This is a genomic window from Commensalibacter intestini A911, from assembly GCF_000231445.1.
In the GTDB taxonomy this organism is placed as follows: domain Bacteria; phylum Pseudomonadota; class Alphaproteobacteria; order Acetobacterales; family Acetobacteraceae; genus Commensalibacter; species Commensalibacter intestini.
Map to the genome: position 1 here is coordinate 192,883 of NZ_AGFR01000009.1, position 19,569 is coordinate 212,451.

General features: G+C 36.5%; 16 protein-coding genes. 12 read left to right on the forward strand and 4 right to left on the reverse strand.

Annotated features, from left to right (window positions below):
• Nucleotides 1–196 precede the first annotated feature (196 nt).
• The 5 genes from trpB (at nt 197) to CIN_RS08070 (ending at nt 5,722) form a co-directional block, all read left to right on the forward strand.
• Complete coding sequence (trpB, locus tag CIN_RS08050; protein WP_040364212.1) at nt 197–1,423, forward strand: tryptophan synthase subunit beta; 1,227 nt, start codon at nt 197–199, stop codon at nt 1,421–1,423.
• On the forward strand, nt 1,420–2,244 hold the full coding sequence (gene trpA, locus CIN_RS08055) for a tryptophan synthase subunit alpha (protein WP_008854584.1): 825 nt from the start codon (nt 1,420–1,422) through the stop codon (nt 2,242–2,244). Before trpB ends, trpA begins: the two co-directional genes overlap by 4 nt.
• 28 nt (nt 2,245–2,272) lie before the next feature.
• On the forward strand, nt 2,273–3,142 hold the full coding sequence (gene accD, locus CIN_RS08060; RefSeq protein WP_008854585.1) for an acetyl-CoA carboxylase, carboxyltransferase subunit beta: 870 nt from the start codon (nt 2,273–2,275) through the stop codon (nt 3,140–3,142).
• Nucleotides 3,143–3,146: 4 nt separating this feature from the next.
• Entirely contained in the window at nt 3,147–4,448 is a 1,302-nt protein-coding gene (locus CIN_RS08065; RefSeq protein ID WP_008854586.1) for a bifunctional folylpolyglutamate synthase/dihydrofolate synthase, read from the forward strand.
• A 95-nt stretch (nt 4,449–4,543) separates the two neighbouring features.
• Nucleotides 4,544–5,722, forward strand: coding sequence for an L-dopachrome tautomerase-related protein (locus CIN_RS08070; protein ID WP_008854587.1), 1,179 nt, complete (start codon nt 4,544–4,546; stop codon nt 5,720–5,722).
• A gap of 132 nt (nt 5,723–5,854) precedes the next feature.
• Here CIN_RS08070 and CIN_RS11530 read toward each other — a convergent pair whose 3' ends face one another.
• Nucleotides 5,855–8,275, reverse strand: coding sequence for a Hint domain-containing protein (locus CIN_RS11530; protein WP_050798399.1), 2,421 nt, complete (start codon nt 8,273–8,275; stop codon nt 5,855–5,857).
• Nucleotides 8,276–8,429: 154 nt separating this feature from the next.
• Here CIN_RS11530 and glpD point away from each other — a divergent pair, with 154 nt between their 5' ends.
• From glpD to folE, 6 genes are all read left to right on the forward strand, one after another.
• Nucleotides 8,430–9,935 (forward strand): glycerol-3-phosphate dehydrogenase, encoded by a 1,506-nt coding sequence (glpD, locus tag CIN_RS08080; protein WP_008854589.1) that lies wholly within the window; start codon nt 8,430–8,432, stop codon nt 9,933–9,935.
• A gap of 33 nt (nt 9,936–9,968) precedes the next feature.
• On the forward strand, nt 9,969–10,757 hold the full coding sequence (locus CIN_RS08085) for an MIP/aquaporin family protein (RefSeq protein ID WP_008854590.1): 789 nt from the start codon (nt 9,969–9,971) through the stop codon (nt 10,755–10,757).
• A 34-nt stretch (nt 10,758–10,791) separates the two neighbouring features.
• Entirely contained in the window at nt 10,792–12,294 is a 1,503-nt protein-coding gene (gene glpK, locus CIN_RS08090) for a glycerol kinase GlpK (protein ID WP_008854591.1), read from the forward strand.
• A 282-nt stretch (nt 12,295–12,576) separates the two neighbouring features.
• Nucleotides 12,577–13,785: an O-succinylhomoserine sulfhydrylase gene (gene metZ, locus CIN_RS08095; protein ID WP_008854592.1), complete on the forward strand. Its 1,209-nt coding sequence runs from the start codon at nt 12,577–12,579 to the stop codon at nt 13,783–13,785.
• Between the two features lie 13 nt (nt 13,786–13,798).
• Complete coding sequence (locus CIN_RS08100; RefSeq protein ID WP_008854593.1) at nt 13,799–14,278, forward strand: ApaG domain-containing protein; 480 nt, start codon at nt 13,799–13,801, stop codon at nt 14,276–14,278.
• A gap of 12 nt (nt 14,279–14,290) precedes the next feature.
• Nucleotides 14,291–14,893, forward strand: a complete 603-nt coding sequence (gene folE / locus CIN_RS08105; protein WP_008854594.1) for a GTP cyclohydrolase I FolE — start codon at nt 14,291–14,293, stop codon at nt 14,891–14,893.
• On the opposite strand, the gene CIN_RS08110 is transcribed toward folE, so the two are convergent.
• From CIN_RS08110 to CIN_RS11935, 3 genes are read right to left on the reverse strand one after another with little or no spacing between them, the layout of a single operon-like run.
• Nucleotides 14,888–15,226, reverse strand: a complete 339-nt coding sequence (locus CIN_RS08110) for a chaperone modulator CbpM (RefSeq protein ID WP_008854595.1) — start codon at nt 15,224–15,226, stop codon at nt 14,888–14,890. The two genes, folE and CIN_RS08110, sit on opposite strands and share 6 nt — an antisense overlap.
• Nucleotides 15,227–15,245: 19 nt before the next feature.
• The gene (locus CIN_RS08115; protein WP_040364213.1) at nt 15,246–16,169 is read right to left on the reverse strand and encodes a DnaJ C-terminal domain-containing protein; all 924 of its coding nucleotides are present in this window, start codon (nt 16,167–16,169) and stop codon (nt 15,246–15,248) included.
• 14 nt (nt 16,170–16,183) lie between these two features.
• Nucleotides 16,184–16,354, reverse strand: coding sequence for a hypothetical protein (locus CIN_RS11935; protein WP_008854597.1), 171 nt, complete (start codon nt 16,352–16,354; stop codon nt 16,184–16,186).
• A gap of 637 nt (nt 16,355–16,991) precedes the next feature.
• On the opposite strand from CIN_RS11935, the gene CIN_RS11535 reads away from it, so the two are divergent.
• On the forward strand, nt 16,992–19,556 hold the full coding sequence (locus tag CIN_RS11535; protein WP_008854599.1) for a Hint domain-containing protein: 2,565 nt from the start codon (nt 16,992–16,994) through the stop codon (nt 19,554–19,556).
• Nucleotides 19,557–19,569 lie beyond the last annotated feature (13 nt).

The following is a 19,569-nucleotide window of genomic DNA, read 5'->3' on the forward strand; positions in this document are numbered from 1 at the left end:
AGATATAAACCTAAATTGGCATAAATATTACGTTTATTTTCATTTGATGTCAATTGTTTTTAAAATATCATTTGATTATAATTTAGCTGTTAATAAAAACGATTGATATAATTTAGACGAATATATTTATTAATGATATACTTAGCGTTTATAATTTATTTTACTCATTTTCAAAATTATCTTTGAGGAGAAAAACGTGAGGCCAGCATCCGACCTGCCTTTAAATAGTTTGCGTCAAGGACCAGATGAACATGGTCGCTTTGGTAACTATGGTGGTATTTTTGTTTCAGAAACCTTAATCCCTTTAATGCTTGAACTCCAACAAGCTTATGCTGATATTCAGAAAGATCCTGAATTTCAAAAGGAATTAAATTATTATTTAAAACATTATGTCGGAAGGCCTACCCCGCTGTGGTTTGCAAAAAGATTAACAGAAATCGGTCAAGGTGCACGTATTTATCTTAAACGTGAAGACTTAAATCATACAGGCGCTCATAAAATCAATAATGTGCTTGGGCAAATCTTATTAGCTCGCCGTATGGGGAAAACTCGTATTGTTGCTGAAACTGGTGCTGGGCAACATGGTGTTGCGACCGCGACTGTATGTGCTCTTTTTGGTTTAGAATGCGTGATTTATATGGGATATGTTGACGTTGAACGTCAAAAACCCAATGTATTTCGTATGAAACTTCTTGGGGCAAAAGTAATCCCTGTTCATGCTGGAAACGGTACTCTAAAAGATGCTGTGAATGAAGGAATGAGAGATTGGGTCAGTAACGTTCATGACAGCTATTACCTTATGGGAACAGCTGCTGGCCCTCATCCTTATCCTACTATGGTGCGTGATTTCCAATGTATTATTGGTGATGAAACCAGAGAACAGATTTTAGAAGCTGAAGGTAAACTTCCTGATACGATCGTTGCTGCCATTGGCGGTGGATCAAATGCAATTGGTATTTTCCATCCATTTCTTGATGATGCGAATATCGAGCTTATTGGCGTTGAAGCTGGTGGCTTGGGATTAGATAGTGGTGAAACAGCAGCTTCTATCGAACGTGGTTCTTCTGGTGTATTACACGGAAACAGAACTTACTTGATGCAAGACGAAGATGGCCAAATCATTGAACCTTATAGCATCAGTGCAGGTCTTGACTATCCTGGAGTTGGCCCTGAGCATTCTTGGTTACACGATATTAAACGCGTGCAATATGTCGCGATTAATGATGATGAAGCCGTAGAAGCATTCCAAACATGCACAACCAAAGAAGGAATTATTCCTGCCCTTGAAAGTTCGCATGCCCTTGCCCATGCTTTAAAAATAGCACCAACAATGAGTTCAGACAAAGTCATTGTTGTTAATTTATCAGGTCGTGGTGACAAAGACATTAATAGTGTCGCTAAATATTTAAAGGTGGAATTATGAGCCGTATTGAAAAATGTTTTGCCACGCTAAAACAACAACAACGTGGTGCTTTTATTCCTTATGTAGAATCAGGTGATCCAGACTACCAAACAGCGTTGGATATTTTAAAAGCAATGCCTGAAGCTGGGGCTGATCTTATTGAGATTGGAATGCCTTTCAGTGACCCTATGGCTGATGGCCCAACAGTACAAGCTGCTGCTAATCGTGCGTTAAAAGCTGGTGCGAATATGAAGAAAACCTTACAAATGGTTACTGAATTTCGCCAAAATAATCAGGAAACACCAATTATTCTGATGGGGTATGTTAATCCTATTGAATGTTATGGTTATGAACGTTTTTGTGCAGATGCTTCCAAGGCTGGCGCGGATGGATTCATTATCGTTGATATGCCTCACGAAGAAATGGATAATATCAAACCTTATACAAAACAATATCATATTGATCTTATTCATCTCATTGCACCAACAACGCCTCTTGAACGTTTACAGCATATTTTAAAAGAAGCCACTGGTTTCATCTATTATGTCAGTATTGCTGGGGTTACAGGAACCAAAACTGCAACTAATGAAGCTTTACAACAAGCTATTCCTTTGGTTCGCAAAGCATCTTCTTTACCAATTGCAATTGGTTTTGGATTATCAACACCAGAGCAAGCAGCTAATGCTGTAACGATTGCTGATGGTGCCGTGGTTGCCTCTGCTATATTAAAAACGTTGGAATCTACTTTAGATTCTGATAATCATGCAACTGAACATACACTTTCAAAAGTTATCGAACATACTAAACGCCTGGCTGAAGGCACACATAGTGTGAAGAAATAATAAGAGTTATATTTATTAAAGGTTTATCATGAGCTGGCTTACCCAATATGTCCGTCCTAAAATTCAAGGTTTCTTAAAAAAAGAAGTCCCAGATAATTTATGGAAAAACTGTAGTTCTTGTGGGCAAATGTTGTTAATCAAAGATTTAGAAAAAAATCTAAATATTTGTCCTCATTGCGGTCACCATATGCGCGCATCTGTTGTACAACGCTTTGAATGGACCTTTGATTCAGACTCTTATACACGCCTTGAACTACCCAAAGCAGCTGTTGATCCTTTACAATTCAAAGATAAAAAGAAATATACAGATCGCTTAAAAGACAATAAAACCAAGTCTCAACTTGATGAATCTATTGCCGTTGCACATGGAACCATCGAAGGGCAAAAAGCTGTTGTCGCTGTAATGGCATTTGAATTTATGGCCGGCACAATGGGAACTGCTTTTGGTGAAGGTTTCCTTGCAGCTGCACGGTTGGCATTATTACAAAAAACACCTTTAGTTGTGTTTACCTCCTCTGGTGGGGCAAGAATGCAAGAGGGTATGTTAAGCTTAATGCAAATGCCACGTACGGTTATTGCTGTGGAAATGCTTAAAGAAGCACAAATCCCTTATATTGTGGTCTTTACAGATCCTACGACAGGCGGGGTTACGGCTTCTTTTGCGATGCTTGGGGATATTCATATCGCGGAACCTAATGCATTAATCGGTTTTGCTGGCCCTCGCGTTATCGAAAATACTGTGCATGAAAAATTGCCAGAAGGATTCCAACGTGCAGAATATTTACTAGAGCATGGAATGGTTGATATCGTCGCAAATAGAAAAGAGTTACGCTCAACCTTAGGAAAAATATTGGGATTATTATCTAATAAAAACCAATCTTCTGAAAAAGTAGCATAATTTTATGACTTCTAAATCTTCTCCTATTTTAACAGAATTTTCAGGACGCTCTGGGGAAATCTTAGAGCGCCTGAATAAATTATATCCTGCTTTAATTGATCTTTCTTTAGATCGATTAAAGCGGTTGTTAAATGATTTAGGTAATCCTGAACAGCATATGCCACCCATTATCCACGTTGCTGGAACCAATGGAAAAGGCAGCACTTGTGCTTTTCTGAGAGCTATAGGGGAAGAAGCTGGATTAAAAGTTCATGTTTCCACTTCACCACACTTGGTAGACGTGACAGAACGTTTCCGGATTGCTGGACATTTAGTCAGTGAAGATGAACTATCTACAACACTCATTGAAATTGAACACGTCAATCAACAACAACCTATTACTGTTTTTGAAGTATTAACTGCTGCAGCTTTTGTTTTGTTCGCTCGACACCCTGCTGATCTTGCTATTATTGAAGTGGGATTGGGTGGACGTTTTGATGCAACCAATATCATTACTCCAATGGTCAGCGTGATTACATCAATCTCAATGGATCACGAAGCGTTCTTGGGCGATACACTTGCCAAAATTGCAACGGAAAAAGCAGGGATTATTAAACAAAATATACCTGTGATTGTTGATCAACAAAATCCAGAAGCTTTAACTGTAATCAAAGAAATAGTACATTCTTTGAATGCTCCTTGTTTTATAAAAGATCAAGAATGGAGCGTTACGCCAACAACAAGCCAACTGATTTACAAAGATTCAAAAGGAACTTTAGAGCTTCCTTTACCTAGCCTTCTAGGACAACATCAATTCCGTAATGCAGGTCTAGCCATTGCAGCACTACGAAATAGTAAACTTTCTATTCCAGATAACGCTTATCAAGGCATTGCCAAAGCCGTCTGGCCAGCAAGATTGCAACGTCTTTATGGAAAACTAACAGATCTAATTACACCTGAAAGTGAAATTTGGTTAGATGGTGGGCATAACCCTGATGCTGGAAAAATACTGGCTCAAATGATCCAAGAGAAATGGCAAGACAAGCCTCTCCATCTTATTGTCGGCATGAAAGACAATAAGAACGTTCACGATTATCTTGCGCCTCTTATTCCTCTCAGCACCTCTATTCAAGCTGTTGTTGAACCCGATCAACATTTAGCGATGCCCATCTCTGAAATTATCAAAGCATCTGGCGATTATGCAATTTCAGGTGGCACAGTCAAAGAAGCCTTACTGACTCTTAAACAGAACCATACTGCCCCTATACGAATTTTGATTTGCGGTAGCTTATATCTTGCAGGCAGTGTTCTACGTCAAGATCAATAAATTATAAGGTTTACTTCTCTTACAAGCCTATTTACACTGTCAGAATACGTCTTTAAATCGGCTGGATCTCACTTTTATTACTAGGAAAGATCATCGTGAAGAAAATCATTCTGACAGCAACTTTATTTACGTTTTTACAAGGTAGTGCTTTATGTTATGCCGCTCCTTTAGGAGATACAGGGGATCCATCTGCTATCCCTGCAGGCAGCATCGAAGTCTTAGATCAGTTTACTGATCCTGGCCCTTCTGGGGTTGCAGTCACTCCTGATAAACGATTATTTGTTAGCTTCCCTCGACATGCACAAAATCATAAAGATGCAACATTAGCAGAAATTATTGATGGAAAAAGAGTTCCTTTTCCCAATAATCAAATGAGCCTTCCTTCTGACCTTCCTTTGAAAGATCGTTTGATTTCGGTTCATGGAATTGCGTTGGACAGCAAAAATAATTTGTGGGTGATTGATGATGGTAAGCGCGCTGGCATTAAGGGTATTCCTGATGGCGCTGCAAAAGTAGTTGGTTTTGATATTCATACACATAAAGTCATTGCCTCGATCCCTATTCATGCGCCAACTTTACTACAAGATAGCCATCTGAATGATCTTCGTATTGATTTAACTCATGGAGAAAAAGGGACAGCTTATATTACAGATTCCTCTTTTGGCACGTCACCAGCCCTTGTTGTGGTGGATCTTGCAACAGGCAAGCAACGTCGAGTGCTTGCAAATAATGTCTCAACCCAACCTGAAAAAGGCTTTGTTGCTTATTTAGCTGGTAAACCAAGGCTCTATGATCCGCAGCACCCTTCTTTTCCCGTTGGGGGTGCGGATGGCATTACCCTAAGCAATGACTCCAAAACACTTTATTATGCGCCGTTAACCAGTCGACGTTTATATTCTATTCCCACCGCTGTTCTTTCTGATTTCCAAGCAAGCGAAGAAACCTTAGCAAAGAATGTTAAAGATTTAGGTGAAAAAGGCTTTGCTGATGGCTTGGCAATTGATCCTCAAGAGCGGATTTATACAACAAATGGGGAGCATAATAGCATTTGGCGACGTTGGCCTGATGGGTATATGGATTTAATCGCAAGAGATCCAAGAATTGATTGGCCTGATGGAATTACCGTGCAAAATGATGGTGTTTATGTTGTTGCAGGACAATGGGAACGACTAGCAGGGTTTCATCATGGAAAAGATCTCCGTGACCCCAACTATTTACTTTTATATATTCCCTTAAAAACGGCGCCAATCGTCGGCCCTAGTGAAAATAAATAACGTAATATTATACATAAAATAAAAAGCCTTACATAACATTGATGTAAGGCTTTTTTTACAACTATACTTTAAGTATGATCAGCTCCTTATCTTAAAACCGATCATTACTTATCATAAATATTTATTTGAACGCTAAGCTACTTTTTGTGCATTCTCAACAACATAAGATAGCGTTGCTAACACTTGAATCACCAATACTCCTGTATTTTGAGCAGGTGTTGCTCTAACCTTTAACTCTGCGTTTCCATTTGTCCAACGACAAGCCGTTTGCTCTTTTACATCCCAACCTGATAATTCAGCAGAAGTCAGATGCTCTGTAATAGAAGTATGACTATTCTTTTCTAATAAAGTTATTTCACCTACCAACACACCAAGATCACGACGATCATCAACAAAAGGTCCAATAACTCTACTAGCTTTACTGGTTCGAGACATTAATCTTACTTCATTCGTACCTTCTGGAAGACTAAAAATAAAACGTCCATTATTTTGATACGTAGCCTCTAATCTTTCACCAGACTGTGTTAATAAATGTAAACCACTATCATTAGTTGTAAGCAAATCTTGTTTATGATTCTCAAAACCTAACTGAATAGCTCTTTCAATTAATTGCATGAATATAGGTTCAACAAATGCTCTATTCGTTACCAAAGGTGCAACAGCATCAACATTCCAATCTTTCTTTTTATTCACAATATTGACAATATTATGATCAGAAATAAACGAAGAACGATTACCTGTATCTAGATAGCTTTCTGTTAAAACATTATCTGCAGCAACAATAGAATGTGCCTCTAATTCAAAGTGATAGAATGTATATTCTGTGATGCTGTGATCATAAAATATACTTGAGTTGTTCACCAACATACGTGCAGGAATTAACCCACCCTCAAAGAAAATAGAATGTTCCGGAGTTATCAATAAATCACTTGCGGGAACACCTTCAGAAATTGCATTTTTAACAATACGTACAGGATATCCAGCCACATCTTCTGGCAAATATGTTTTAACTTTAACATGATTATATCCAATCCAAATAATAGGTTGAACATCTTGTCTATTATTTTGATAGGTAACAACCTTATCACCAATTCTTAGATTTTCAACAGCAACTAATCCATTGATCGTATTAATCATTGTTCCAACCAAAAAACATGTTACTGTATCAGAACTAACAATTGAAACATTTCCTGATTGATTAATTGTAATAGATGGATATGGGTAAGCGCTCGATGCAGAATTAACGACAGAAGCATAAGAGTTAAACACAGAACCATCATTTAAAGTAATACTAGAGGTTGGAGGATTATTACCAAGGGACATACCATCAACCTTCCAAGATGGCTTATTTGTTGCTTTTGGAATTGTAAGGGTTCCAACATAGCCTCCAAGATATTGATACATACCATCGAGGTCACTGATAGAACCTGAATTACCCGTATATGTTGCTTGAAGATATGCATTATTATATGAAGTACCACTATTATCAATGGTTGCCATATTGACAATTGAATTTTTAAGAGTTCCCCCCTGTTTAATAATAATTGATGGGCCTATTGCATCTGTTGTAGATGGTAAATAATTGTTAACAGTTTGAGCTATTAAACAATTATCAACAGTTGCACCAGATTCAATAGTTAACCGTTGTATATTTAGTAAATTTAATGGTCCTGTCGTTACAAAATCATTACCTGCGGCATCAGTTGTTTTATAATATGTTGTTACTCCATCATCTCCAAGATATGCAGTCCAATATTGATATGAGCCAGGAGTTCCTGCGTATGCTGTTACAGCAACAAAAGTTTGATTAGAATTGCTTACTCTACTATTCAAAGGTTTTTTTGCATCTATATTTCCAAAAAATGATCCCTTACCAAAAAGCGATGATGAAGATGCCGTATCAGAATTATTAATAATAGTTGGATTATTTATTGTAATATTTTGAGAATTATTGTTCTGATTATTACTAATCGAACTTGTAGTGCCCACTACCATTGTACCGTTTCCATTTGAAGTTTGAAACGAATCGGAAGCAGAAGGAACGGATGATAATTGTGATAAATTTAAATTTCCACTTGTTGAATCTGTTTGAGGTATATTATAAATAGTGTCATCGGTAGAAACCACTCCTTTTTTCATATTAACTGTACAAGATACATAAGAATTTCCTGTAGATATTCCAGTTTGAGGTGACAGAGTAAGAGAGTTGGTTAGACCATTATTAACCGTTGCATTAAAAATTGTAGAATTAGTTAACGTTCCATAGTTATTAACTATTCCTGATCCTGATGTTCCTTTTGATACAACAACTATACCATCTGCTGTTGCGTTCTTCATAATATTTACACTAACAAAACTACCGACAAAGTTCACTGGGCCTGTATAAGGCTCCCCATTAACAGTATATGGTGTTGTAGAGGTGTCACTATCATAATAATAAGTATTACCAGTGTATGAATCATACTTCAAATACCAAATTCCAGTTAAACACGGATAGTCATTTGTAATTGTAACATTATCAAAATCTGTATTTTTATTTACATAATTAGACATTTTTTCTACTTTCTTTACTATCTTTTTCAATAAAAATTTATTATTTTACAGTCCAATAGCATAATTATTATTACAGTTCAATTTTTATGAAAATATTTTTCATAAATTCTATACGATTATTTAATAATATACTTTACAATTAGGAGTTACGATAATGTCTGCTCAAACACCTTATGACCTGCTGATTATTGGCGGTGGGGTCAATGGAACAGGGATCGCCAGAGACGCTGCGGGTCGCGGATTAAAAATATTACTTGTTGAAAAAGACGATCTGGCTCAACATACTTCATCTGCAAGTACTAAATTAATTCATGGTGGTTTACGCTATCTCGAATATTATGAATTTCGTTTGGTTAGAGAAGCTCTTCAAGAACGTGAACTCTTATTAAATCTTGCCCCGCATATTATTCATCCTTTGAAATTTGTGCTTCCTCATCGCAATGCGGTTCGTCCTGCATGGATGATCAGAGCTGGTCTGTTCCTATATGATCATCTTGCATGTCATCCAAAACTTCCGAATGCACAACAAATTGCTCTACAAAAATCACCTTATGGTCAACCACTCAGAAGCGATATCAAAAAAGGATTTACCTATTCTGATTGTGCTGTTGATGATAGTCGTTTGACGGTTTTAAATGCCAAAGGTGCTCGTAATAAAGGGGCTGATATTCGAACACAAACCACTTTGTTAAAAGCAGAACGTAAAGACGACCTTTGGGAAGCTACTATCCAAGATAATAAAACAAAAACTGAATCTATTATTCAAGCGAAAGCAGTTGTCAATGCGGCTGGCCCTTGGGTTGCAGAAATCCTAAAAGATCTTCAAATCCAAAGCTCTATGAATGTTCGCTTGGTTAAAGGCAGCCATATTGTTGTTAAAAAACTCTTTGATGGCTCTCAAGCTTACATTTTACAAAATGCAGATAAACGTATCGTTTTTGCCATTCCTTATCATGATGAATTTACGTTGATTGGTACAACAGACATTTCATGGGATCAATCCCCTGATGCGTTACCTAATATTGATCAAGATGAAACCAAATATCTTTGTGAATCAATCAATAATTATTTTAATAAAAATATCACACCAGAAGATGTTATTTGGGATTACTCTGGGGTTAGACCTCTTTATGATGATGCTTCCAGCAATGCCTCTGCTGTTACCAGAGATTATCATTTAGATCTTAATCAAACCGCAGGAAAAGCACCATTACTTTCTATTTTTGGTGGAAAAATCACAACTTATCGTCGTCTAGCTGAACATAGTATGGAGCAACTTGCACCATTCTTCCAATATAACCGTAAAGCTTGGACAGCATCAGAACCACTTCCTGGTGGCAATATTACCAATGGTGATTTTAAATTATTTTATACCAACTTCCGTAAAAGCGTTCCTTTCCTTGATGACCTAACCGCTCAACGCATGGCGCATGCTTATGGAACTGATGCCCTTGAAGTTCTAAACAAAGCAACCAGCAAAGAAGATCTTGGTACTGATTTTGGTCATGGATTAACCCAGCGCGAAATCGATTATTTAATCGAAAAAGAATGGGCAACCACCGCAGACGATATTCTATGGAGAAGAACAAAATTAGGGTTGTATTTCTCTAAAGATGAATTCCAAGCAGTACAAAATTATTTAACAGAAAAACTTCAATAGGTTCATTACCTTTATTTTAGAAAGTTTTATTCTATGTCTCCTTCAAAACAATTTCTTGGAGAATTAATCTCCGAAGCTATTGCGGTTGCCATTATTATCTTTATTGGCTGTTCAGCTGCTGCGATGTTAGTATTATACGATCCCAGCCCATATCAAGGTGGATATTGGGGGGTCGCTATTGCTTGGGGGCTTTCTGTTACGTTTGCAATTTATGCAACAGGCAGTATCAGCGGAACGCATGCTAACCCTGCTGTAACATTGGCCTTAGCATTATATAGGGGCTTTTCTTGGAAGAAAGTTCCTGCCTATTGTGTCGCACAAATATTTGGCGGTTTTTGTGGGGCAATTTTAGTATATTGCTTATACTCACCTGTCATTAATCACTATAACGAAGTCCATCAAATTACTCGTGCATTAGGCGGTGGCGCTGGTGTTTTTGTAACTTCTCCTGGATTAGCAATCACCCCTTTTCATGCTTTTTGTGACGAGATCCTTTTAACTGCTTTTCTAGTATTCTGTATCTTTGCCATTACCGAAAGCTATAACACCGTTGCTCCTCAAGCCAATAGCGGTGCTTTTATGATTGGTCTTGTTGTTGCTGCGATTGGAGCTTCTTCTGGCTATCTGGAAGGATGGGCGATTAATTCGGCTAGAGATTTGGGACCTCGTATTTTTATTTATTTAGCTGGTTGGGGACCATCAGCATTTCCAGGATTACCTAATTACTGGTGGGGACCTGTTTTTGGCCCATTAATTGGTGGTGTCATTGGTGGTGGGGCTTATCAACTCCTAATCAGACCTTTTTTACCTAGACCCATATAAGTCATTATTTCTTACAATTAAGTGGATAAAACTGATGAGTAAAGCTCAATATATTATTGCCTTGGATCAAGGAACAACCTCTACACGTTGTATTATCTTCAACCAAAAAGGCGAAGCTGTTGCAACAAGTCGTAGAGAGTTCGCTCAACACTATCCAGAATTGGGATGGGTTGAACATAACCCCGAAGATATTTGGAATGATACTGTTTTTACGATTAGAACAGCAATGAGCGAAGCAAAATTGGATAGTGATCCATCTTCTATTGCTGCTATTGGGATTACAAACCAACGTGAAACGGTTGTTTTATGGGATAAAGCAACAGGAAAACCACTTTATAATGCGATTGTTTGGCAAGATCGACGCACTTCTGCAGTTTGTCATAAACTCAAAGCGGATGGTCTTGAAAAAACAGTTCATGAAAAAACTGGATTGTTACTAGATCCCTATTTTTCTGCGACAAAACTTGCTTGGTTACTGGATAATGTTGCAGATGCAAGAATTGCTGCACAACGTGGGGAACTTGCTTTTGGAACCATTGATAGTTTTCTCTTGTGGAGACTAACAGGCGGAAAAGTGCATGCGACAGATGCAACCAATGCTAGCCGAACTTTATTGTTTAATATTAAAACACAATCTTGGGATCCTGAGCTCTTAAAACTCTTTAATATTCCAGAAGAGCTTCTTCCTGAGGTAAAAGATAATAGTACTTTATTTGGCACAACCGATCCCAATTTATTTGGAACTTCTATTCCTATTATGGGGATGGCTGGGGATCAACAAGCTGCTCTTATTGGTCAAGCTTGTTTTACTCCTGGAATGACCAAAGCAACTTATGGCACAGGCTGCTTTATGTTGTTAAATACAGGTGATCAAATGGTCATCTCTAAAAACCGTATGTTAACCACCACCGCTTATCGTTTAAATGGCAAACCAACCTATGCATTAGAAGGCTCTATCTTTGTTGCTGGGGCAGCTATTAAATGGCTTCGTGATGGATTAGGCATCATTACTCATGCCTCACAAACACATGATATGGCAACTCAAGTCAGCGATAATCATCAAGTTTATATGGTTCCTGCATTTGTTGGGCTGGGGGCTCCTCATTGGGCACCAGACGCAAGAGCTATAATTTCTGGTTTAACCTTGAATGCAACCGCTGCACATCTGGCCAGAGCGGCTTTAGAATCAATTGCTTATCAAACTAATGATCTTGCTGAAGCAATGAAAAAAGATAGTGGCAATGATATTCTAACAACCCGTGTTGACGGTGGAATGTCAGCCAATGATTGGTTCTGTCAATTCCTTGCCAGTATTATGAATATTACCGTTGAAAGACCTTCCTATATTGAAACGACCGCTATGGGTGCTGCATATCTAGCAGGAATGGGCAGTGGTATTTGGAATAATCTTTCTGATGTTGCTCATCATTGGCGACAAGGCGCAAGCTTCATCTCTCACATGAAAGAACCAGAAAGAAATAAAAAACTAAAAGGTTGGCAATTTGCTTTAAAACAAGCATTGCTACAAGAAGAGTAATCTATTTTTCTTTTGATCTATACTGTGGTTTTCATAACAAGCGCAGTATAGATCACATCATATATTTAAGATAAAATATATTCTAAAATAATAATCCTTTATATACATTAAATGAAATAATCCTTAAGATAGATTATCTTTATTTTTGCTGAATATATGGTTGATATTTTTTCTTGCCATCTCCGTAAAAATCAATCACAACAAATATAACCATCTCAAAAGATTTTTATCTTTATTATATTTTCCTCTATTTTACATAAAATATTTATAAGGGATATTTTGATGAAACGCTCTAAAACATATCGCCCCGCTACACAACTTGTTCACGGAGGAGTAGAAAGAACCTCTTTTAATGAAACCAGTGATGCTATCTTTTTAACCTCTGGCTTTATTTATGACAATGCTGAACAAGCAGAACGCACCTTTAAAGGTGAAGAAGATCGTTATCAATATAGCCGTTTTAATAATCCTAATTTAACCGCTTTACAAAATCGCCTATCAGAACTGGAAGGTGCAGAAGCTTGTATCGTTACCTCTACAGGAATGAGTGCTGTTTATGCTAGTTTAGTTCCTATCGTTAAAGCTGGAGATCGTGTTGTTGCTTCTCGTGCTTTATTTGGATCTAGTTACTGGATTATCGAAAATCTTTTACCTCAAATGGGTGTAGAAACTATTTTCGTTGATGGTACAGACCTTAAACAATGGGAAGAAGCACTCAGCAAACCAACAGCAGCAGTATTAATTGAAACACCATCCAATCCTATGTTGGATATTTTAGATATCCAAGCCATTGCCGATTTTACTCATAAAGCTGGTGGAAAGTTAATTGTCGATAACGTCTTTGCAACCCCTCTTTATCAACATCCTTTAGAATGGGGTGCAGACTTGATTGTATATTCTTGTACAAAGCATATTGATGGACAAGGACGTGTTTTAGGTGGTGCTGTTTTAGGAAATAAAGACGTTATTTTAGATCAAATTACACCTTTCGTTAGAAATACAGGAATTGGACTTTCTCCGTTTAATGCATGGGTATTCCTAAAAGGTTTAGAAACCTTGCCTTTACGTGTAGAAAAAATGACTCAAAATGCTTTAGCTTGTGCAGAGTTTCTTGAAAAATCTAATGTCGTTTCACGTGTCTTATATCCTGGTTTAAAATCACATCCTCATTATGAGTTAGGGCAAAAACAAATGTCCGCATCCAGCACAATGATTGGATTTGAACTCAAAGGTGGGAAAAAAGCTGCATTTACTTTCATGAATGCACTGGAACTCATTTTAATTTCTAATAACCTTGGGGATAGCCGTTGTATTGTAACACACCCAGCAACGACAACTCATATGAAAATTGGAGAAGCTGAACGGTTACATTTGGGAATTACAGATGGATGTATTCGTTTTTCAGTGGGTATAGAAGATGCTCAAGATATTATCGAGGACTTACAAATTGGTTTAGATGCCGTTGCGGCGCTAACAAACTCTGCAAAATAATATAGCCACGTTAATGGATTATCAAATTCCACCTTTACTGTTCTCTTCAATTACCAAAAAAGATAAAGAACAATATCGTGACTTATATGAAGATTTTTTTGTTTTTAAAACAATGTCTCATAATGTCCATATTGCGATTTATCCTTCTTGGTTAGAAGAATATTCTTACCCCAGACGTAATATATATAGCTGGACTTATCATGTGTGTATCGAAAATCATAATAAAACCCCTATATATATCCTGAATAAAACCTGGAATATCATTAAAGAAAATAATCAAGTAACGACGATCGATACAAAACTAGTAATTGATGATGTGGCAAAAGTGAACCCTAATGAAGTATGCGAATATACCTCTTGTATAACCTTGAATACATCCTCAAATATTGTCAAAGGGCATTTTCGTATTACAGATGATACAGGACAAATTCTGAATATTGATATTCCTTCTTTTACTTTAGACAACCCATATGATTTTTACTCTGTTAATTAAAGATGAAGCAACATGAAACCAACCGATAATTCACCCCCTAGCCGCGAAGACGCAGAGGAAGCTATTCGTACATTAATCCGTTGGGCCGGTGACAATCCAGAACGTGAAGGACTTCTTGATACACCTAAACGTGTCGTTAATTCTTTTGATGAGTTTTTTGCTGGATATAAAGAAGATCCTAGAGAAGTCCTCTCTCGCACTTTTGATGAAGTCGGGGGATACAAGGAAATCGTTTTATTAAAAGATATTCGCTTTGAAAGTCATTGTGAGCATCATATGGTACCCATTATTGGCACTGCTCATGTTGCTTATTTTCCAAATTCGCGTGTTGTTGGGATTTCAAAATTAGCACGTATTGTGGAAATTTTTGCTAAACGTTTACAAATCCAAGAACGCATGACTTCTGAAATTGCAAATATCATCCAAGAAGTCTTAGAACCAAAAGGGGTTGCTGTGATTATTGAGGGAAGTCATCAATGTATGACCACCAGAGGCGTTCATAATCCAGGTGTTTCTATGATCACCTCTAAAATGCTAGGAATATTCAGGGACGATCCAGCTTCTAGAACTGAATTACTAATGACCCTAAATCGTCCTACCACATTAGGATTATAATTCTTCGATTATTTCCTCGCTCATCATATGACGAAGTTTTTGTCGCGTATCAGGATAATGATTCGTGGCAATGACTTCACATAGATACTTCATTTGCCTACGTGTCGTATAAAGCTGATCTAAAAGATTTAGAACAACAGGTATTGCATCTTCTGCAATTCCTAAATCATCACGTAACTCTATAATCAAATGAACTCTGGCTTCATCAATTTCTTGAAAAAAATAGGTTCCATCTTTTTCTTCTGGTTTTAACCATTCATTTTCAATCCAGAATTGAATATCGGTTGAAGTCACATCTGGAAGATTAAGACAAAACATTTCAAACGTCATCATCTGATCTTCTCCCTTTTATTTATTTTTGCTCATTGGTACTGGTAGATGAATTGCGCAAGAAATCCTCTAATGCAGGATCAACATTGCCAATTTTAACTTGTAAAGATACGTATAAATCGCCTGCATCTTTACCATTACGCTCTGGTAAACCACGCCCTTTTAATCTTAAGACACTACCTGTATCAGAATGTGCAGGAACGTTTAAAGCAACCTCCCCTTTAGGTGTTGGAACGGTTACTTTTCCACCAAGTATAGCCGTTTTCAAATCCATTGGCCAGATTAAACGGATATTTCTACCTTCACGTTTAAAATGTGCATGAGAACGGACATGAATAGTAATTAACGCATCTCCAGCAGGCGCATTATGAGATCCAGGATCCCCTTTGCCACGCAATCTTAGCACTTGGCCATCTTCTATCCCAGAAGGAATAGTGACATCCAATTCACCCCCACCAGGAAGCGTAACCCGAGATTTCGTGCCATTCACAGCATCAAGAAAATCAACATCTAAATTATATCGACGATCCTGTCCTTTTTGTGGACGAAATCCACCACCTGCTTGTTGAAAAGGCCCTCTGCCACCACCAAACATACCAAAGATATCTTGCAAATCTTCTTCAGAAAAATTACCTTGAGGCCCACCTTGCTGGCTATAACGGAATCCTTGAGAACCATCTCCATGCTGTTGATATCTTCTACCACCGGCAAATCCCTGTTCTTGACCATGAATATCAATTTCACCACGATCAAAGCGAGCGCGTTTTTCTGGATCTGAAAGCAAATCATGCGCAACACTAACGAGCTTAAACTGTTCTTCTGCTTTTTTATCACCAGGATTTAAATCTGGATGATGCTTCTTTGCTAAAGAACGATAAGCTTTTCGAATTTCATCTTGGCTGGCAGTCTTTGCAATACCTAATATTTTATAAGGATCTTTACTCATTGCAACTCTTCCTTTCAACCATTCATTATATCAGTAAAATCAAGCTCGTCTGTCAAAGTTATAACTAGTGCCTCAAACTCATCTGCAGAAATGCCCTTTTGTGCAGATTCTTTAGCAATTTGTATTAACTTGTCTTTAATAAATTTTCCTGCAAGATGAGGATCTTTTTGAATCTCTTCTGCCATTATACTCTACCTATTTTGATCATTAAACATACCCATCCATCAAGTTTTATTAATTTAAATTAAAATAATAAGCAATTTTATTGTCTGGCCTATTATATTATATAGGAATCAACAGCGCTATTTGAATCTTTTTTACTAACGAATCGTAAATTAATATAAAAACTATTTTTATATCCAAAATAAAATAGAAATTATATTCAATAAATTTTTTTTAATACTTATCTATATAAAAACAACATTTATTATTGTTTTTTATTAAATTTTATCAAATTAACAATATAATATTTGTAATTTACTAATAAAAACAGTGATTTAATACAACAATATTACGTAAAATTTATAATCCACAAATGATTCTTTGACACGAAATATTATTTATGTATGTTAATTTCAACATCGCACTTATTTCGAGTAAGAAATAAATATGAAGAAATATCATTAATATAAGTAAGTAATAAATATGAAATATAATATCATCGTTAGTGACAGTAATTCTCAAGTAAAAGGAACTACAATTTATGGGGATTCAACATATATTACAATCGCATCTGGAGTAACAGCTACTGCAATTACTAACGAAGAAAGCACAACGACTCCAGACGGTGTCATGTTTATTGGTTGAACATTAACTATAAAGATGCAGGCAGAAATTGCCACAGCATATTTTGGATATGGAAAAGATGGTGTTTCAGGAAGTTATAGTACCCCGGTCATTAACAACACAGGTATTGTCAACATCACAGGGAACTCTACTTATAGCAAATATAATTATATTAATTTTCAAAATGTTACAACCAATAATGGAGTAATAAATCTTACAAACATTACTTTGAACTCTAATGACAAAGATAGTGTTATTAATGGAACTGGGACATTAAATTTAGTTAATACCTATTTAGTAGGTAATAACGATGATTATACTAAAACGGCGGTAGGTAGTATTTCTGGTGGGCAAGTGGTTAATATGACCAATTCAAGCCTAGCCGTTAGTAAAAGTTTAAAAGGCGTTACCATTAATATGATCGGTGAAGGCAATTATCTTGCTCTTAACGCTGGTACAATTGTTTCAGGCCTTGTCGTCACTGGATTTGGTGCTGGAAATATCATTGATCTAGGCAATGGTGCTGGGCAAGATACATATTCCTATAATGAAGAAACTGGTTATTTAATCATTAGTAGTAATGGAACATCTCTTACTCTCAATATTGGTTTAGGATATGACCCAACAAAATTTGCGGTTGTAGATACTACTTATGGTAATGGAATGACTGGTATTACCTATACAGATCCAGCCCCTACTTATGTTGCAGGAACAAAATATAAACCTTCAACAACTTCTCAAGACTTGGTTATTGATGCAACAAACCGATGGGTAGATGGTACAACTGCTTATGGTCAAACCACAAATATTACCGTTTCCAGTGGGTCTACAACCGGGGCAATTTTAAATGAAGATTATCCAAATACTGCTAGTGGATCTATGTTTATTGATGGCACCTTAAATATTGATATGAATTATGCTGTTTCAGCCGTTAGCTTTGGCAGTGGCACTGTTGGCACGACTTCTAACTATACTTTACCAACAGTTAACCAAACGGGTATCGTTAATGTCACTGGCAGTGGAGCATATAATACCAGCAATTTTATTGGCTTTAAAAATACAACTGTTAATAATGGTGTAATTAATCTTACAAACATTACCATGATGTCCGGTGATAAAGAAAGTTATATCGCTGGTACAGGCACAATAAACTTAATCAACGTACGTTTAAATGGTAATGACGAGAATTATGAATATCCATCAATTGGTTCGATCAGTGGTGGACAGGTTATTAATATGACCAACTCAGACCTAGCAGTAAGTAAAGGTGTTAGAAACGTTACAATTAATATGATTAGTGGCAATAACTATCTAGGAATACAAGCGGATAACTATATCGTTAATCTTAAAATTAATGGTTTTGGAAAAGGGGATATTATTGACGTTGGAAATGGTGCTGGGGTTGATACTTGGTCTTATAATGAAAGCACTGGTGACTTAATTGTTTCTAGCAACGGAGCATCTTTTACCATCAATATTGGTTTGGGATATGATATAACAAAATTTAGCAGTGTAAAAACAGCTTATACAGATGAAGGTGATAATTATGGTGTTACCTATGACGGAGCCGTCGATGTATGTATGCTTCCAGGCACAATGATCCGTACACCTGAAGGTGATATTGCTATTGAAAATCTAAGAGTTGGAGATTTCATCAACGTTTATAACAATCAAATGGTTTCAGCACAAAAAATCATTTGGATTGGTAAAGGGAATAGCCAGTATATAAGACATTATAACTATATTAATGATCAAAGTAATTATCCTATACGTATTTTAAAAGATGCCATATCTCCAAATGTTCCATATAAAGATTTATGCGTCACGTTAGAACATTGTTTATTTTTTGATAACAAATTTATTCCTGCTCGTATGTTGGTTAATGGTCGTTCTATTATCTATGACCAATCATATAAATCATATGATTACTATCATATAGAAACAGAAAAACATTCCATTATTATGGCAGATGGAATGCTAACAGAAAGTTATTTAAATACGGATAGTCATCAATCTTTTTATGCACAAAATCAATCAAACTTATTAACTGACAAAACCATTAAATCTTGGGAAAATCATGCTGCTGTTCCTTTATGTGTAGATCGTAATTTTGTTGAACCTATTTACAAAGCAATTGAACAAACAGCAATTGATAAAAATATTCCAGATACACGTCAAACTATGTCTTTAACTTATGAGCATAACTTATGCTTAACAACATCATCAGGAGTAAAAATAGAAGCGACACGGACTATAGACAATCAACTTATATTTTTTATTCCACCTAATACCAGTAGTATATTTTTAACTTCACGTAGTGCACGTATGGCCGACGTAATGGGAAATTTCATTGATGATCGTCGTCATCTTGGTGTTTTAATCGGAGATATATTTTTATGTAATAATGACGGCGTTCAATCGATTGAGACACATTTAATGGATCATAAATTAACAGGTTGGAATACGGTGGAAAACGATATTTCTTGTCGTTGGACACAAGGTAAAGCCGAATTACCGCTACATAATATCACTGATCAAAATAAAGCTTATGTACTAAAAATATCTATTCTTAGTGCTGGTCCATATTTTGTAAAAAACTAAACATCTAGACATG

Bases quoted from the DNA above. Each gene is read 5' to 3' on its own strand.
- trpA (WP_008854584.1), top strand. From the start codon at position 1,420: ATGAGCCGTATTGAAAAATGTTTTGCCACGCTAAAACAACAACAACGT.
- accD (WP_008854585.1), top strand. From the start codon at position 2,273: ATGAGCTGGCTTACCCAATATGTCCGTCCTAAAATTCAAGGTTTCTTA.
- CIN_RS08065 (WP_008854586.1), top strand. From the start codon at position 3,147: ATGACTTCTAAATCTTCTCCTATTTTAACAGAATTTTCAGGACGCTCT.
- CIN_RS11530 (WP_050798399.1), bottom strand. From the start codon at position 8,275: ATGTCTAATTATGTAAATAAAAATACAGATTTTGATAATGTTACAATT.
- glpD (WP_008854589.1), top strand. From the start codon at position 8,430: ATGTCTGCTCAAACACCTTATGACCTGCTGATTATTGGCGGTGGGGTC.
- CIN_RS08085 (WP_008854590.1), top strand. From the start codon at position 9,969: ATGTCTCCTTCAAAACAATTTCTTGGAGAATTAATCTCCGAAGCTATT.
- glpK (WP_008854591.1), top strand. From the start codon at position 10,792: ATGAGTAAAGCTCAATATATTATTGCCTTGGATCAAGGAACAACCTCT.
- metZ (WP_008854592.1), top strand. From the start codon at position 12,577: ATGAAACGCTCTAAAACATATCGCCCCGCTACACAACTTGTTCACGGA.
- CIN_RS08100 (WP_008854593.1), top strand. From the start codon at position 13,799: ATGGATTATCAAATTCCACCTTTACTGTTCTCTTCAATTACCAAAAAA.
- folE (WP_008854594.1), top strand. From the start codon at position 14,291: ATGAAACCAACCGATAATTCACCCCCTAGCCGCGAAGACGCAGAGGAA.
- CIN_RS08110 (WP_008854595.1), bottom strand. From the start codon at position 15,226: ATGATGACGTTTGAAATGTTTTGTCTTAATCTTCCAGATGTGACTTCA.
- CIN_RS08115 (WP_040364213.1), bottom strand. From the start codon at position 16,169: ATGAGTAAAGATCCTTATAAAATATTAGGTATTGCAAAGACTGCCAGC.
- CIN_RS11935 (WP_008854597.1), bottom strand. From the start codon at position 16,354: ATGGCAGAAGAGATTCAAAAAGATCCTCATCTTGCAGGAAAATTTATT.
- CIN_RS11535 (WP_008854599.1), top strand. From the start codon at position 16,992: ATGCAGGCAGAAATTGCCACAGCATATTTTGGATATGGAAAAGATGGT.